The following is a 15327-nucleotide window of genomic DNA, read 5'->3' on the forward strand; positions in this document are numbered from 1 at the left end:
ATGAAAAATTTAACACGCTCTTCCCTATTTATTCTTTTCACACTGATTTTAATGTATTGTAAGCCAATGAAACCCGAAGGTGAGGGAGTTACAGGCACCGTTACTTGGTTGGAAGGCAACCAAATGCCCGGCATCATTGATGAGGATTCTGAAACAGAAAAAAATCCCAAAGGTGTTGGAGTCAAACGCACTTTGTTGATTTATCCCCTCACCAATGTCGCGGATACTAAAAATGAAAATGGTCTTTTCACTTCCGTCTCAGGTAAACCAGTCACTACCATAGAAACGGAAGAAGATGGTTCCTATCATCTTCAATTGGCACCGGGAAGATATTCTGTTTTTACGAAAGAGGAGAATGGCTTATTCGCCAATATCTTTGATGGAGATGGCAATATTCAGCCTATCACAATCAAAGAAAACGAATGGAACCTCTTGGATATTATAATTAATTACAAGGCTGTTTTCTAAAAATTAAAATATAAAACACTGATTTTCTGTTATTTAAATTATTTTTTAAAAATATTATACTTTTTTTCTGATATGGATGCAACGTTTTTTAACGAACCCACATCTACCTAATTGAAAGCTCAGCAGAATGTTCGGCAAAACCAACTTTTCAAACGAATCAGGATTAATCAAAGCATGCCTCAAGGGTGATCGGTCAGCCCAGCGGCATCTGTATGATTCCTATTCAGGAAAGTTTTTGGCGATCTGCATCCGATATCTCAAAGATCGGGAACATGCTGAGGATGTGATGATAGAAAGCTTTATGAAAATCTTCGACAAGCTTCCGCAATATCAAGCAAAAGGAAGTTTCGAAGGGTGGATGAAGCGAATCGTCGTCACTCAATCTTTGATGACATTGAGAAGCAATCGTCATCTGATGATGGAGGTAAATGTGGATGATGATCATGAATATGAGCACCACCATTACGAATCTACAGATTTGGAAACGGCAGATTTGATGGAGATGGTTGAAAGCCTACCGGTAGGCTACAGAACAGTATTCAACCTATATGCGATTGAAGGGTATGCACACCAGGAAATCGCTGAACTCCTAGGGATCACGGAGAGTACTTCCAAATCCCAATTGAATCGCGCTAGGAATGTTTTGAAGGAAAAAATTGCCAGCATACAACTCAAAGAAAGGAGAATCAATGGCTAAGAACAATGAAAGTATGGATCGGATGTTTCGAGAAAAACTCGAAGATCACCAAGTAAAACCAAGTCAATTGGCTTGGGAGCGCTTGGAAAACCAACTCCCTGAAAAGGAAAAGTCAAACACTAAAATTTATTGGTGGGCTGCAGCAGCGGTTCTTTTGATTCTCTTTTCAGTAGGAACACGCTTCTGGTCAAGTGACGAGACGATCCCTGAGGAAAACCTGGTAGCAGAATCCGTACAACCTGAATTGGTTGAACCTGAGCAAAACCAAGAATCCCTTGAAATTCCTTTTGAAGTTCAAGAAAACGAAACAAATACTCCATCAATTGAAACCGAGGAAAAGCCTCAATCTAAACCAAATATTGAAACACCAAAAAAACAGGAAGCTCCAAAAGTGATCAAACAAGAAGAGTTTAAAGCTCCTCAAAACTTAATCGCTCAAAATGAGGCTCCGATTGAGGAACCTGTGGAGGAGGAAAAGAAAAAAGCAATCGAACCATTGATTGTGGAAAAAGAAATTCCTGAGTTGAAACCATTGGATCTGAATCAAGCTGTAGCAGCTGTTGAAACCAAGACCGAGGAAGAACCAGCATATAAAGTGACTATCTATTCCAATGGAATCAAAGAAGATAAAAACCTGATCGCCGGAATCGGTAAAAAGGTTAACCAGGTCGAAGGTTTTCTAGGGAAAGTAGATGAAGGCTTTGCCAATCTACAAGATGCCAAAAGCAACCTATTCAACAACCTGACCGCTAAAAGAGAAAAAGTGGCCGACGAAGATTAATATTAAAAATCACCAACCCATTATTTGAAAACTAAAATGAAAAGATACCTGCTATTATTTTGCCTGATGGCTCTGGTACAGATGGCTTATGCCTACGAGATGCCCGCTGCCATCGATCATCAAATCAATCAAGATTCTGTGGTCATTGAATTCGGAAAGAACGGAAAAGTTGTCATCCTGGTGGATAGCAAAGAAGATTTCGAAAAGCTTAAATCCATGAATATCAATGAGATCATCAGATCATTGGATTTGGAGGAAAATGAAGAAACTGGAGAGCTTACAATCGTTGAGGTAAAGATGAAAGACGGAAGCTCCAAGGAATTGGTCAAAGTCAGAGAAGATGGTCCTGAGACGGAAGTTCAGATCGGAAATATGAGAATCTATGTGGATGAATCTGGTCCGAATACCAAGGTCAAAGTAGAACCAGGAGGAAAGAAAAAGAACTCTGACCCACCATTTAGAACCTACTTTAATATTGACCTAGGTGTCAATAACTACCTTACTCCTGACGGAGGTTTCCCAACATCGGATAATCCTTACGCTGTGAAAGGCTGGGGAAGCTGGAATCTGGGATTAAACTGGATGGCAGCACAAAGACTTTCTAAAGGCTTCTATTGGGATTTCGGAATTGGCTTTCAGTTCTACAACTTCAAGTTTGAAAACAAGGATTTCCAAGCTGTGAGAGGTGAAGATATGGTTGAGTTCATCCAAAGAGATGATGTCAATGGATTCAAAAGTAAAATCTCAGCATCCTATATCACTGCAATGACTATGCTTGAGTTGGACTTTGGAAAAATGAATGACAATGGAAGAAGAGGCTTGAGATTGGCAGCTGGACCTTATGTCGGCTATCGATTGGGAGGACAGTCCAAATATGTTTACCGTGAGTTGGGAGGCTCTGGAAGAAAGAAAGACAAACAAGACACCGGTCTATACCTAGAAAACCTTCGCTATGGTCTTCGCGGTGAAATCGGAGTCGGCAGAGTTACTTTCTTTTCTACCTACGACATGAACAGCCTTTTCCAAGATCAAAAAGGTCCTGAATTAAACCCGATTACATTCGGAGTTGTATTTTAAGTAAAGGGGGAATTACCTCCCCCTTTCTACTACTATTTTTACTAAACCACTATGAGAAAATTTAACTTAGCACTAGCCTTTTTCTCCCTTTTTAGCCTGGGAGTCATGGCTCAATCTACCGACAGCAGTCAGGTAGAAGGAAAAGAAAAAAACTATACTGTTTTCGGTAAATCCTGGAAAGTCATCAAATACGAGGACGGAACCAAGGTTTATGAATGGGAAGAGGACCATTCAAACAATGAGGTCCAGATCAAAAAGAAATCATCCAAATTCCACTACAATTTCTTGGAAAGCGAAGTCGGAATCAATATCTATCCAAATGACAAAGGAGCTCCACAAGTAAAACCTTGGGGCAGCTGGTTTGTTTCCCTTCACTCTGTTGGAACTTGGAAACCTAGCAAAAACTTTCACTTAAGATCCACATTAGGGGTTAGCTGGTACAATTTCAAATTTGATGATGAGCGTATCATTGCAGTAAAAAATCCAGATGGCTTGGACTTTGTCAACTTCGATGAGCTTCCAAATGGCCCTGAAGGCACTCCTACCAAATCTAAAATATCAGCTTCTTATGCTACGCTAACAGTAGTCCCAACAATCAGAACTAACAATGGAAATTTTAGAGTTGGCGCTGGTGGATATGCAGGATATAGACTGGGTGGTAGAGGCAAATACGTTTACGATGATACTAACGGAGATAAGCAGAAAAGCTATACCAAATCCAATATGTATGCAGAGAATTTCCGCTATGGCCTTCGAGGAGAAATAGGAGTTGGCGATGTTACTTTCTTCTTTAATTATGACCTAAATGATCTATTCCAACCTGGCCTGGGCCCAGAAATGCAGGCTATGAGTTTTGGACTTCGCGTTAATTAATAAAATCACTATGAAAAAATTACTATCAAATCTTTCTTTCACTTTAGCCTTGGTCTTTGTTTCGACCTTGACTTTTGCTCAAAACGTCCTTGTTGACGTCAACAAATCCTACCCAGGGATCAAAACTATTGAAGTTCAAGGCGGATGGCTAGATGTCAGCTACCAAGGCGGCAGCTCTGGAGATGTTCAGGTAGAGGCATACCTTCAATCAGAGGATGAAAATCAGGATATCATTTTTGTCACACTAGGTGATGTATTGAAAATCTCTTACGAGAGAAGCAACAGAAATAGATCTTGGAATACAAACAGATCCAAAGGCTGGATCAAGATTTCAGGTCCTGAAAATATGGATTTGGAAATCAAAAACAGCTCAGGAAATCTGATGGTAGACAGAGTCACGAATGACGAAACCACATTAAAAGTAACCTCAGGCAAAATTTCTGCATCTAAGATTGGAGGAGACTTGAATATTGGTGCTACTTCAGGAAATCTAATTGTAGATGGAGTAACTGGAAGCATTGATGCAGGACTGACTTCAGGTAATGCAGACATCAAGAATGTGTCGGGTGACTTGGATTATCAATCTACAAGTGGGTCTTTAACTGCGGAAAATGTAGATGGAGAACTTAGCGTAAATTTGACTTCAGGAAATGCCAAATTGTATCACATCGGCCAATTGGGAAGATTGAGATTCACCTCAGGAAATATCAGAGCTGAAGATGCAGGTTTGGGACCAAACACTTCTTTTTCAGGAACCTCAGGCAATTTCAGAGTTCAAACCAACTCTGATTTGAAAGCCTATAATTTCGAATTAAAAGCTTCCTCCGGCAATCTAAAAGTGGGAGGAATCAGCACAGGAAAGACATTGGAGATCGATAATGGAGCCTCCGACACCATCAAAGGCAATATTTCCTCAGGAGGTATTACCATTGATAATTGACGTTTTTAGGTCTTTTTATACAAAAAAAATAGTCCTGGATTTTCGGGGACTATTTTTTTTTGATCAGGAAGGTCTTGCGATATCTTTGACGATTTCAGCATCCTCCTTATTCAATTTGAGCAATCGCTTGATTCTGTCAGGAGTTGGTTTTGCCAAGGAATAAAAAAGAAGAGTCACTGCAAATATGACTACGTAAAAGGCACTTTTGAAAAATAACAAACCCACCGTACTCATCAAGGAAACTGCGAAAAGTATCAAAAACCGATTTCTTGTAGCCTTTATATAAATAGCCATTTTTTGAAACAGCTCTTCTGCAGCTTTGGCAATCTTCAGTTTACTGTGGAAGATCACATATTGCCCAATCAATAAACCGACTCCCATCCCAACTAATAAGCCATGAACAAAATTGGGTAAAGTGGGCAGATTCCAATCCAGATTTCCCGAATTGTAATAGAGATAAACAAAGCCAAAAAGAGGCAAACTGATCACCATAAGGATCAGCACCATCATTTCCTGGCTTCTATAGGCTTTTCTTATTTGTTCGAAATCCAAAACAGTTTCCTATTACTCAATTGTGATTTTAATATCATCTGTCAAAGGTCGGGACACACAGCAAAGCACATAGCCTGCTTCTTTCTCTTTAGTGCTCAAACCTGCGTCCTCATCCATCTTTACTTCTCCACTCAACAATCGGCCTCTACAAGCAGTACAAAGACCACTCTGACAGCTGTAAGGCATATTGATTCCTGACTCCAAGCCAGCTTCCAAAACAGTCTTGTCTGGACTAACAGTCACATCAAACTCCTCTCCTTCCAAAAGGATCTTTACATCTCGTGTCAGAATCCCTGAATTAATTCCTGCCACTGCATTATCATGTGCCTGCTGAGCTGATGCTGAAAAGAAACTTTCATGATGGATTCTTTCTTCAGGAACTCCAATTTCTTCCAAAACCTCTTTAGCAGTATTCATGATTCCATCCGGTCCACAAAGGAAATAAATCTCCTCATAGCGCTGCTCATACTCGGCATTGCTTACAAACTGTCGGAAAGAATCTCTATTCAACCTTCCTTTTGGTCCTGTCCAATCTTCTGATGGCTGACTCAAATTATGGATGATCTTCAATCGATCCGGATTCCCTTTTTTGAGCATTTCCAAAGAATTTTTGAAAATGATCTGCTCTTCATTTCTACTGGAATAAATCAGGGTGATGATCGAGTTTGGCTCATTTACCAAAACAGATTTCATGATTCCCATGATTGGAGTAATCCCACTTCCACCAGCAACCATGATAAAATGTCTCTGATTTTTGGAATGAAATTCGGTTGTAAAATTCCCCAAAGGCTTCACCACATTGATGGTTTTTCCAGGGAAAATATTGTCATTCAAATGGTTGGAAAACAACCCTCCTTCTACTCTTTTGACAGCGATACCTGGGAATGGATCAACAAATGGAGAAGTGCAAAGGCTATAGGAACGTCTTTGTTCTTTACCTCCTAAGTCCATTATCAGAGTCAAAAACTGACCGGGCTTGTATTCCAAAAAAGGTTCTGGTTGCTCGAAATAGATACTGACAGTATCAGAGGTTTCTCTTACAACTTCACGGACCTTTAGCGGGATATAGGAGTTTTTACTTTTTATCTCCTCTTTTTTCTTTTTAAAGAAATTGAACATTCGAAATGGTGATTCTATGAGTCGGGTGCAAAATTAATCGCTCAGAAATGATAATCGCCTTAATCTCTGAGAAATTCAAAAAGAAAACCGGAAATAGACAAACTAAGTTTGGTTTTGGTCGATTATTCTCATTCTCAGGAGATATTTTGGAAGCAAAGAGCTAAATTGCGGCTCAAAATTTTGGAAGCCAAACCAGAAAAAACCTAAGAAATGGAATTAAATGCCCTGACAGCTGTCAGCTCCGTAGATGGAAGATATGCCGGAAAAACGGCACCTTTGAGAGCCTACTTTTCAGAATTTGCCTTGATTAAATATCGGGTTCATGTGGAAGTGGAATATTTCATTGCACTTTGTGAGCTACCTCTCCCTCAATTGAAGGATTTCAATCACGATCTATTTCAGGACCTGAGAGCCATTGTCGGCAATTTCTCTTTGGAAGATGCACAGACAATCAAAGAAACCGAAAAGGTCACCAATCATGACGTAAAGGCTGTTGAATATTTCTTGAAAGAAAAGTTTGACGGATTGGGTCTTGAGCAATACAAGGAGTTTATCCACTTCGGTTTGACTTCTCAGGATATCAATAACACCTCCACTCCTTTGATGCTAAAAGAAGGTTTGGAAGAGGTGATCTATCCAGCTTTGGAAGCGGTGATCGGAAAGTTGAAAATTTATGCAGCTGATTGGAAAGACGTTTCCATGCTAGCTAAAACTCACGGCCAGCCTGCTTCTCCATCTCGTTTGGGAAAAGAAATCGAAGTGTTCGTTGTACGTCTTGAAAAGCAGTTTGAATTGTTGAATCAAGTTCCTTTCTCAGCCAAATTTGGTGGAGCAACCGGAAACATGAATGCTCATAATGTGGCTTATCCAGATATCGCTTGGAATGAGTTCGCATTTACCTTCGTAGAAGAATATCTAGGTTTGGAAAGAAGCTATCCAACCACCCAAATCGAGCATTACGACAACTTGGCGGCTGTTTTTGATGGCCTAAAAAGAATCAACACCATTCTTTTGGACCTTTCCAAAGACGTATGGCAATATGTATCCATGAACTATTTCAAGCAGAAAATCAAAGCTGGAGAAATCGGTTCATCCGCTATGCCTCACAAAGTCAATCCTATTGATTTTGAAAATGCTGAAGGTAACCTAGGCATTGCAAATGCTTTGTTGGAGCATTTAGCTGCTAAACTACCGATTTCAAGACTTCAACGTGACTTGACGGATAGTACTGTTTTGAGGGTGATCGGAGTTCCTTTGGCTCATATGTTGATTTCATTGGAATCTCTTCAAAAAGGATTGGGCAAATTGGAATTGAACCAAGCTGCCATTGATGCGGACTTGGAAGAAAACTGGGCTGTAGTAGCCGAAGCAATCCAGACTATCCTAAGAAGAGAAGGATTCCCTAAGCCTTATGAAGCTTTGAAAGACCTGACCAGAACCAACGAGAAAATCACTCAAAAGTCTATTGCAACTTTCATCGATGGACTTCCTATTTCAGATATTTTGAAAGGAGAATTGAAAGCTATCTCTCCATTTAACTATACCGGGATTTAATTTAAGCCCCTTTACAAGTCAAAAGACCTTTGAGGATTAGAATTCCTTGGAGGTCTTTTTTTTGATATTTTTATCCAAAGGCATTTTTATGAAATCAATAGAAGAATTTTTCGACATCCAACCAGAACCTCAAAAAAGTTGCTACCTAGCTTTGAGGAGCATTATTCTTGAATTTGACAGTCAGTTATCTGAAACGGTGAAGTATGGAATGCCCTGCTTTGTATTGAATTCCAAACCTTGGATTTACTTGTGGAAAGACAAAAAATCTCAAGAACCTTACATTCTTTTTGTCGATGGACTTTTGCTGAAAAACCCACTATTGGAATCAGGTGACCGAGCCAAAATGAAGCATTTTCAGCTAGATTCTAATGAGGACATACCTCTTACTGTTATCGATGAACTTTTAAACGAGGCTTGGGCCGTTCGGAATAAGGCCTGAAAACTTTGAAGTCTTAGGCAAAAAAATCTCTGCAATCATACATCTAGCACTTCCACCACCCAATTTCTCTATGGTAGGAATCTGTGGGCTGATAATAGTGGTATATTTTTCTATGATTTGAATCTGGCCCACATTCAAGGAGTCATAGGCAGTTTGAGACATGACAGTGAATTTTTCCCCACCATCATTACTCACTTCCAGCATATTTCCTGCAAAATTAAATTTCTGCTTTGCAGTAATCGGAATCACCTTTTTCCCTGCGTTGGTCAAACTCTGCTGAACTTTTAGTCTATCCGAAGCTTTGGTAATACTTTCCAGACAAACAACTGCCAGATCCGTCCCCACATGCATCATGACATTAGTATGATAAATCGGGCTAAGGTTCCCATCTATCTCTTGTTGTGCCTCAAATCCAATAATTTTATAGCCTAAAAGCTTTCCCACATATTCCAAAGGAAAAGGATGCGTTCTCTCAGCAAAACAGGCGTAAATCACCTTGGCATCATGATCCATGACCATACTCCCTGTTCCTTCCAAAAACTGATCATCTTGCTCAAAGAAACTTAAATCCAAAATCTCATTGACTTGAAAACCCTCATTCATGAGCTTTTCTACAATGTCCTTTCTTCTCTCCAACCTTCTATTGGGAGAATACATGGGATACAAAATCAACTTTCCATCAGGATGTGTGCTAAACCAATTATTAGGAAAGACAGCATCAGTTTTCACCGGACTTTCAGTATCCTCCACCACCATCACTTCAACCCTTTGATCTCTGAGTAAACTGACAAATCCATCAAACTCTTTCTTGGCCAAGTTTCTGATTTCCTCAGTTGATCTTTCATCCTTTTTTTGATAGAAGTTATTCTCAGCTGTCTCTGAATTGAAGCCGAAATTCGCCGGTCTAACCATCAAAATCCTGGAAGTTGTCTGCATGATTTAATATTTGGATGAATAACGATACAAAACAGGATTGATGTTAAAGCGCTTCTCACTCAAGGTAAAAAAGCTTTTGCTACTCGGTGAAAAAGCAATTGATTCTCCCTGTGGCTCGGGAACATATGGTAGACTGATCGGATTTTCCTCCAGTGCCTCAACAATGGACTGCCCATTTGCCCTTTTCCAATAATATATTGCCAAATAGTTTTTGATCAAAATCTGATCGGCCTGAGAGGAAATATCTCCTCCAACTGATGAGGTGATTGGCAACTCAATCTCTTTGTTCAATTCAATGGCTTTATCCTTTCCGAATTTATCCCAATCCACGCTGTACAAATTGTTTTTCTTATCTCTTTTGGAAAGAATGTAGATTTTCTCATCCTGCGCATCTACAATCAATGTTTCCGCATCCCTCGCTCCTCCAGGGTATTCCAATTCCAAAATTTCAGGCTTTACCTCCGAAAGAATACTTAAAGTAGTCGGTTCAGGTATTTTGTAAATAAAGATAGAAGGATGGACCGCCGCATTATCTCCAATTTCTGCCACATAGATATAGCACTTCCCATCAGGACCTTCAGCTACGGCTATATCTTCCCAATCCCTATTTTTCACACCTTTCAGTATGATTTTCCCCAACTCATTTCCCAAAGAATCTAAAAGATATACTGCCGGCTCCCCCCCACTGTCAGTTTGGGCATAAATCAGATTGGGATGAATTCTAGAAAAAGCAATCCCACTAATCTCTTCTAAAATTGGATTTTTTATGGTATTCTGAGGAACACCTTCCTCGAAATATTCTGTTGAAATCGGAAAGTCCTGAGCCGAAGCGGCTGAAAATGTGATTAAAAAAAGGAGAACAGTAAGTTTTTTATTCATCGTCATCAGAAAGCATTAAAATTAGGGAAAAGGCTATGCAATTCGCATTCCGTTAAAAGAAATTCGAATTTTTGGTCAAAACTTATTCATTGAAAATTCAATTCAAGAAAGTTGAAAAATTTAGATTCCCATATAAAAAATAAGACTTTAATTAGACACTTAAATCATACCATTCTCCACTTTAATTGTTTTATGAACTTATAAAATGCATATATCAGGTCTTTCTGATAATGGTACTTTTTAAAGACAAAAAGTACCCAAAAGTCTTTTGCCTGAATTGGCTTGAAAATGCCTGCGGACATTTTCAAGCCAATTCAAAGCAATTCGTACACTTAGAAACTCGTATTAAATTTTTAAATAGTTGGAATCTTAAAATTGATTTCTGTACATCAATTCTAGTCTGGACCCGCCTTCCAATTTTGGGTGTTAAGAAATCAATTGTGAGAGAAGGCAAATAGGAGGCTTGTCTGACGAAAATTTTGCTTCCGATGACTCCTAATTTAGACAAGATTTTTTGCAAAATTGAGGAGTTTGCCGACGTGTGGGTAGGAAATTGATTTTAACCCAAAAATGGACAGCGGTGGGTTTTTTGGTCCTTTTTCACCTACAGGAAAAAGGACGAAAAAGAAAAAATGGACTAAAACCATCTACAATTCATATTTAGGTAAATCAAAGAGCACATGATTCAAATTCAGCAATATTTCAATCCTTTCACAGCATAGAACATTATATAGAAATTAGATTATCTATGATCTAAAATTTGGCAAATTTTTAACAAAGACAATTTCAAACATCAAAAAAAAATGGTTCAAGTCAACAGACTTGAACCATATCAGAAATGAAATCTTTTTAAATCCTTAAACCTTAAAAGGCAATTTATAAATCCTCTTTCCATTCAATCGATACATAGCATTTGCCAAAGCTGGAATAAATGGTGGTACCGGAGGTTCACCCACTCCTGTTGGTTTTATCGAACTCTCTACAATGTGAACGTGAATTTCTTTTGGAGACTGAGGCATCCTGATGATAGAATAAGTATCATAATTACTCTGTTGCGCCACTCCCTTCTCAAAGGTCACCTCAGAAGCAGTAGCCAAGCTCATCGCAAATTGAGCTCCTCCTTCAAATTGTGATTTGATTCGGTCGGTATTTACTCCAACACCACAATCCACAGCATAATGGACTTCAGGAATGGAAATATTCCCATTAGCATCCTTTTCCAAAATCACCACACAAGCCACATAAGTCAGGAAACTTTTGTGAGCAGCAAATCCCATTATTTTTCCAGCTTCTTTATTGCCTTTCCAATTAGATTTATCGGCAACTTCCCGAACCAGATTTTTCATTCTATCAGTATTCCAAGGATATTCCTCAATCTTCTCTCCATAATTTCCATATTCACCATCCACAATCTCAGATTGAAAGTCGATATCTCTGTTTTCACCCAATAAATCCAAGTAGTTTTCAATAGGATCCAACCCTCTAGCTTCAGCAATCTCATCAATCATGGAATGCATCGCAAAAGCATGATGAATATTGCTTACAGAACGAAGCCAACCGATTCTCACATGGCCTTTCGATTCATGAGACTCAATTCTGATATTGGGAACATCAAATGGGAAATCCACGCATCCCAAGCCCATTTCACCATCAGAAGGCTGAACTTCGGTGAGACTACTCGTAGAACCAATGGCAGGAAAAACAGTGTGGTGATTCCATCCTGTTAATTTTCCAGCACCATCCAAAGTAGCCCTGATTCGTTGAGCACTTAGAGAATGGTAAAAGTCAAAATGAATATCGTCTTCCCGAGTCCATTGCACCCGAACTGGAGCTTTGGCGGCTTTTGAAAGCAAAGCAGCTTCCACCACATAGTCGGGTTTGGATTTACGCCCAAATCCCCCACCCAAAAGTGTAACATTCACTTTTACCTGAGCGGCATCCACTCCTAAGGCCGTTGCCACTGCACCTCTAGCCCATTGTGGATGTTGGGATGGTGCCCAAACCTCACAACTTCCATCAGCTTTCACATCTGCAATAGCTGTAGGAGGCTCCATGGTGGCATGCGCATAGTAGGGAACCTCATAAGTTCTTTCTATGACTTTGGCAGCCGCTCCTCTAGCTGCATCAAAATCACCTCTTTTTCTTCTGACCTTGCCATCTCCTTTGGTACTTTCCAGCATTTCTGCCATTTGTTTGGAAGAGCTATAGTCTTTGTTTTCTCCAAGATCCCATTCCACCTCCAAGGCATCCCTTCCTTTCATGGCAGCCCAGGTATTTTCAGCAATGACAGCCACTCCTTCTAGGGCTTTATCCAAACCTGTTGGATAGGATCCTTCAATTTTTACTACCTGAGATACTCCAAGCACCGCTAAGGCTTTTTCTTCATTGTAGGAAACTACTTTTCCACCTATAACAGGACAGCGTTTCACCACTGCAACTTTCATATTGGGCAGATCCACATCTGCTCCAAAAACGGCCTTACCTTGAGAAATATCCTTTAAATCATAAATCGGAACAGCTTTTCCAATCAATTTATAGCTTGAAAAATCACGGAGTATAATTTCACCTTCGGCAGGCAGCGGAGCTTCTTTCAACTGAGCTACCAAGTCTCCGAAAGCGACTTTCTTGTTGGAACCTGAATGGATCACCATTCCATTTGCAGTATCACATTCTGAAGGTTCTACTCCCCATTCGGCAGCAGCAGCTTTGATCAACATGATTCGACCGGTGGCGCCAGCTTTTCGCATGGGTTCATAAAACATCCTGACAGAAAAGGACCCATCTGTATTCTGATTGCCGTATTTTTCCTCATCACCTTCTGCTTGAACGATCTTCACTTTGCTCCAATCAGCTCCCAACTCATCAGCAACGATCTGAGGCAAAGAAGTTCGAATCCCAGTTCCCATCTCAGAGCGGTGGGCTATGATAGTCACTTCATTATCTGAATTGATACTCAGGTAAACATTGGGAGCGAATGTAATCAGCTCTCCTTTCGGACCAGAACATTGGAAATTAACTCCCAAGATTAATCCTCCGGCGGCCAGAGATCCAAGCTTAAGAAAATCCCTGCGGGAAGCTTTGAAAACCTTACTTCGATCTTCAGTTTCTTTATTCTTAAAAAGAGGTATTGGCGGAAACATATTATTCGGGTTTAAGGTAGAGATTTAGGATTTCGAAGCAGTCTTGATGGCTTCTTTGATACGATTATAAGTACCACATCGGCACAAATTTCCAGACATCGACTGTTCAATTTCCTCATCACTCGGGCTTGAGTTTTGATTCAAAAGTGAGGCAGCATTCATGATCTGGCCTGATTGACAATAGCCACACTGGGGAACGATATGCTCTACCCAGGCTTTTTGAATTGGATGATCTCCATTTTCCGACAAGCCTTCTATCGTGGTGATCTTAGCATCTCCCAAATCAGAAATCGCCATAGAACAAGAACGAATTGCCTGACCATCCAAATGTACCGTGCAAGCTCCACAAAGAGCCTTCCCACAACCAAATTTGGTCCCTTTCATCCCTAACAAGTCTCGGATCACCCATAATAAGGGCATATCCTCTGGAGCGTCAATCGACTTTTGCTCTCCATTGATATTTACAGAAAACTGAGGCATCTTGAATTATTTTGAGTTTACTTATTCAATTTATGGATTTTTCAGTGATTTCTTAGATACCAATCAAATTCCATTTTTCACGATATGGCCTGAAAAGCAACTGATTAGCCTGATCGTTATTTTTGAACTCTTCTTTCTTGGAATTCCACTTCAATTCCTCTCCCATTTTGTAGGAGATCATTGCCAAATGCATTGGCATCACCATTTGACGAGCATATTCCAAATTGGATTCCGGTTGAATTCTCGCCTTAACAGCATCAATGAAATTTTGCTGATGCCCAGGTGATCTGACTATAGTCTTTGGAATCTCCGGAATATCTTCCATCACTTTTCCATCGATTCGGATTTCCCTCTTGCTATAGTCGCAAATTAAAGTTCCTTTGCTTCCTTCGAAATAAGCGCCAATGCTTCCACCAATTTCACCTGGCAAATCTGGCCTGACGGAAGTCCAATAAAGATCCAGATTCTTAAACTTCATATCTACGTCAATCCATTTTGGAGTATCTCCTACCCCATCCGATTCTTCTCCAACAGCCTTGACTTTTTTGAGTCCTTCAGGACCTAAAGACCACCATACAATATCGGCGATATGACACCAAAAATCCTGGAAAACTCCTCCTGAATACTCCATAAAATAGCGATAGGTGAAATGGCATTTTTCAGGCGCATAATCAGCCATTGGAGCAGGTCCCAACCACATATCCCAATCTAGATTGGATGGAGGGCCTTGGTAATTCAGCTTTTCAATCAAAGGTGGTTCACCCGTCTTCCAGAGTCTCACGGTTTTGATTTTTCCCAAAATACCAGATTGGATTATTTCAGCTACCCTATGGTAATTGTCTCCCGCATGGATTTGGGTTCCCATCTGAAAAATCTTCCCCGTATCTCTTTGGGAGTTTAGCATCCACAAACCCTCTTTTTGGGAGAAGGAAAGTGGTTTTTCTCCATAAACATCCTTTCCTGCCTGAAAAGCCAAAATAGCTATCTGGGCATGCCAGTGATCGGGTGTAGCAATAGTCACAGCATCAATATCATCCCGCTCAAGCACCCTCCGGAAATCCTGATACAACTGAGCCTTCGAATCAGGATGAATTTCCTTCAATTTCACCAAAGCCTCCTGAGTTCTGACAGTATCCACATCACAAAGGGCCACAATCTCAGCTTCAGGCAAATTGGCAAACCAGCGAAGGTGGTTCAAGCCCATTCCTCCCAAACCGATATGAGCGATTCTCAAACGGTCAGAGGGAGCAGCGCGAAGTCCTTGAAATGGTAAAAACTGCATACCCACGGCAGCGAGGGAAGTATATTTTAGGAAAGTTCTTCTATTAAAATTTGAGTTCATGATAAAAGGTTAGGGATTGAAAAGTGAATGATTGAAATTAACAAATCCAG

At 40.1% G+C, this 15327-nt stretch carries 15 protein-coding genes; 8 read left to right on the forward strand and 7 right to left on the reverse strand.

Annotated elements, in window-relative coordinates; all coding sequences use genetic code 11:
* The 6 genes from BUF13_RS12260 (at position 1) to BUF13_RS12285 (ending at position 4836) form a co-directional block, all read left to right on the forward strand.
* Positions 1-468 carry a hypothetical protein gene (locus BUF13_RS12260; RefSeq protein WP_073572090.1) on the forward strand — a complete coding sequence of 156 codons (468 nt, stop codon included), beginning with the start codon at positions 1-3 and terminating at the stop codon, positions 466-468.
* Between the two features lie 127 nt (positions 469-595).
* Positions 596-1165: an RNA polymerase sigma factor gene (locus BUF13_RS12265; protein ID WP_073572091.1), complete on the forward strand. Its 570-nt coding sequence runs from the start codon at positions 596-598 to the stop codon at positions 1163-1165.
* Positions 1158-1946 carry a hypothetical protein gene (locus BUF13_RS12270; protein ID WP_073572092.1) on the forward strand — a complete coding sequence of 263 codons (789 nt, stop codon included), beginning with the start codon at positions 1158-1160 and terminating at the stop codon, positions 1944-1946. The genes BUF13_RS12265 and BUF13_RS12270 overlap by 8 nt, the downstream gene beginning before the upstream one ends.
* Positions 1947-1982: 36 nt before the next feature.
* Complete coding sequence (locus tag BUF13_RS12275; protein WP_073572093.1) at positions 1983-3023, forward strand: outer membrane beta-barrel protein; 1041 nt, start codon at positions 1983-1985, stop codon at positions 3021-3023.
* 51 nt (positions 3024-3074) lie between these two features.
* Entirely contained in the window at positions 3075-3896 is an 822-nt protein-coding gene (locus BUF13_RS12280) for an outer membrane beta-barrel protein (protein ID WP_073572094.1), read from the forward strand.
* Between the two features lie 10 nt (positions 3897-3906).
* Positions 3907-4836, forward strand: a complete 930-nt coding sequence (locus tag BUF13_RS12285) for a DUF4097 family beta strand repeat-containing protein (protein ID WP_073572095.1) — start codon at positions 3907-3909, stop codon at positions 4834-4836.
* A 63-nt stretch (positions 4837-4899) separates the two neighbouring features.
* Here the strand turns inward: BUF13_RS12285 and BUF13_RS12290 are convergent, their stop codons facing one another.
* Together BUF13_RS12290 and BUF13_RS12295 are read right to left on the reverse strand one after the other, a co-directional pair.
* Entirely contained in the window at positions 4900-5388 is a 489-nt protein-coding gene (locus BUF13_RS12290) for a hypothetical protein (RefSeq protein ID WP_073572096.1), read from the reverse strand.
* A 12-nt stretch (positions 5389-5400) separates the two neighbouring features.
* Positions 5401-6507: a ferredoxin--NADP reductase gene (locus tag BUF13_RS12295; RefSeq protein ID WP_073572097.1), complete on the reverse strand. Its 1107-nt coding sequence runs from the start codon at positions 6505-6507 to the stop codon at positions 5401-5403.
* A 210-nt stretch (positions 6508-6717) separates the two neighbouring features.
* Between BUF13_RS12295 and purB the strand changes: the two genes are divergently transcribed.
* Together purB and BUF13_RS12305 are read left to right on the forward strand one after the other, a co-directional pair.
* The gene (gene purB, locus BUF13_RS12300; protein ID WP_073572098.1) at positions 6718-8061 is read left to right on the forward strand and encodes an adenylosuccinate lyase; all 1344 of its coding nucleotides are present in this window, start codon (positions 6718-6720) and stop codon (positions 8059-8061) included.
* Between the two features lie 88 nt (positions 8062-8149).
* Entirely contained in the window at positions 8150-8500 is a 351-nt protein-coding gene (locus BUF13_RS12305; protein ID WP_073572099.1) for a DUF1801 domain-containing protein, read from the forward strand.
* Here the strand turns inward: BUF13_RS12305 and ctlX are convergent.
* From ctlX to BUF13_RS12335, 5 genes are all read right to left on the reverse strand, one after another.
* On the reverse strand, positions 8465-9436 hold the full coding sequence (gene ctlX, locus BUF13_RS12310) for a citrulline utilization hydrolase CtlX (RefSeq protein WP_073572100.1): 972 nt from the start codon (positions 9434-9436) through the stop codon (positions 8465-8467). The two genes, BUF13_RS12305 and ctlX, sit on opposite strands and share 36 nt — an antisense overlap.
* Positions 9437-9439: 3 nt before the next feature.
* The gene (locus BUF13_RS12315; protein ID WP_134204456.1) at positions 9440-10315 is read right to left on the reverse strand and encodes a hypothetical protein; all 876 of its coding nucleotides are present in this window, start codon (positions 10313-10315) and stop codon (positions 9440-9442) included.
* An 857-nt stretch (positions 10316-11172) separates the two neighbouring features.
* Positions 11173-13455 carry a xanthine dehydrogenase family protein molybdopterin-binding subunit gene (locus BUF13_RS12325; protein ID WP_073572103.1) on the reverse strand — a complete coding sequence of 761 codons (2283 nt, stop codon included), beginning with the start codon at positions 13453-13455 and terminating at the stop codon, positions 11173-11175.
* Positions 13456-13479: 24 nt separating this feature from the next.
* Positions 13480-13935, reverse strand: a complete 456-nt coding sequence (locus tag BUF13_RS12330; protein WP_073572104.1) for a (2Fe-2S)-binding protein — start codon at positions 13933-13935, stop codon at positions 13480-13482.
* 52 nt (positions 13936-13987) lie between these two features.
* Positions 13988-15277 (reverse strand): Gfo/Idh/MocA family protein, encoded by a 1290-nt coding sequence (locus BUF13_RS12335; RefSeq protein WP_073572105.1) that lies wholly within the window; start codon positions 15275-15277, stop codon positions 13988-13990.
* Positions 15278-15327 lie beyond the last annotated feature (50 nt).

The organism is Algoriphagus zhangzhouensis (assembly GCF_900148515.1).
Taxonomy (GTDB): Bacteria; Bacteroidota; Bacteroidia; order Cytophagales; family Cyclobacteriaceae; genus Algoriphagus; species Algoriphagus zhangzhouensis.

Excerpts from the sequence above, each read along its gene's own strand:
- BUF13_RS12295 (WP_073572097.1), bottom strand. The coding sequence starts at position 6,507 with ATGTTCAATTTCTTTAAAAAGAAAAAAGAGGAGATAAAAAGTAAAAAC.
- BUF13_RS12280 (WP_073572094.1), top strand. The coding sequence starts at position 3,075 with ATGAGAAAATTTAACTTAGCACTAGCCTTTTTCTCCCTTTTTAGCCTG.
- purB (WP_073572098.1), top strand. The coding sequence starts at position 6,718 with ATGGAATTAAATGCCCTGACAGCTGTCAGCTCCGTAGATGGAAGATAT.
- BUF13_RS12305 (WP_073572099.1), top strand. The coding sequence starts at position 8,150 with ATGAAATCAATAGAAGAATTTTTCGACATCCAACCAGAACCTCAAAAA.
- BUF13_RS12275 (WP_073572093.1), top strand. The coding sequence starts at position 1,983 with ATGAAAAGATACCTGCTATTATTTTGCCTGATGGCTCTGGTACAGATG.
- BUF13_RS12260 (WP_073572090.1), top strand. The coding sequence starts at position 1 with ATGAAAAATTTAACACGCTCTTCCCTATTTATTCTTTTCACACTGATT.
- BUF13_RS12265 (WP_073572091.1), top strand. The coding sequence starts at position 596 with ATGTTCGGCAAAACCAACTTTTCAAACGAATCAGGATTAATCAAAGCA.
- BUF13_RS12330 (WP_073572104.1), bottom strand. The coding sequence starts at position 13,935 with ATGCCTCAGTTTTCTGTAAATATCAATGGAGAGCAAAAGTCGATTGAC.
- BUF13_RS12315 (WP_134204456.1), bottom strand. The coding sequence starts at position 10,315 with ATGAATAAAAAACTTACTGTTCTCCTTTTTTTAATCACATTTTCAGCC.
- ctlX (WP_073572100.1), bottom strand. The coding sequence starts at position 9,436 with ATGCAGACAACTTCCAGGATTTTGATGGTTAGACCGGCGAATTTCGGC.
- BUF13_RS12325 (WP_073572103.1), bottom strand. The coding sequence starts at position 13,455 with ATGTTTCCGCCAATACCTCTTTTTAAGAATAAAGAAACTGAAGATCGA.
- BUF13_RS12335 (WP_073572105.1), bottom strand. The coding sequence starts at position 15,277 with ATGAACTCAAATTTTAATAGAAGAACTTTCCTAAAATATACTTCCCTC.
- BUF13_RS12270 (WP_073572092.1), top strand. The coding sequence starts at position 1,158 with ATGGCTAAGAACAATGAAAGTATGGATCGGATGTTTCGAGAAAAACTC.
- BUF13_RS12285 (WP_073572095.1), top strand. The coding sequence starts at position 3,907 with ATGAAAAAATTACTATCAAATCTTTCTTTCACTTTAGCCTTGGTCTTT.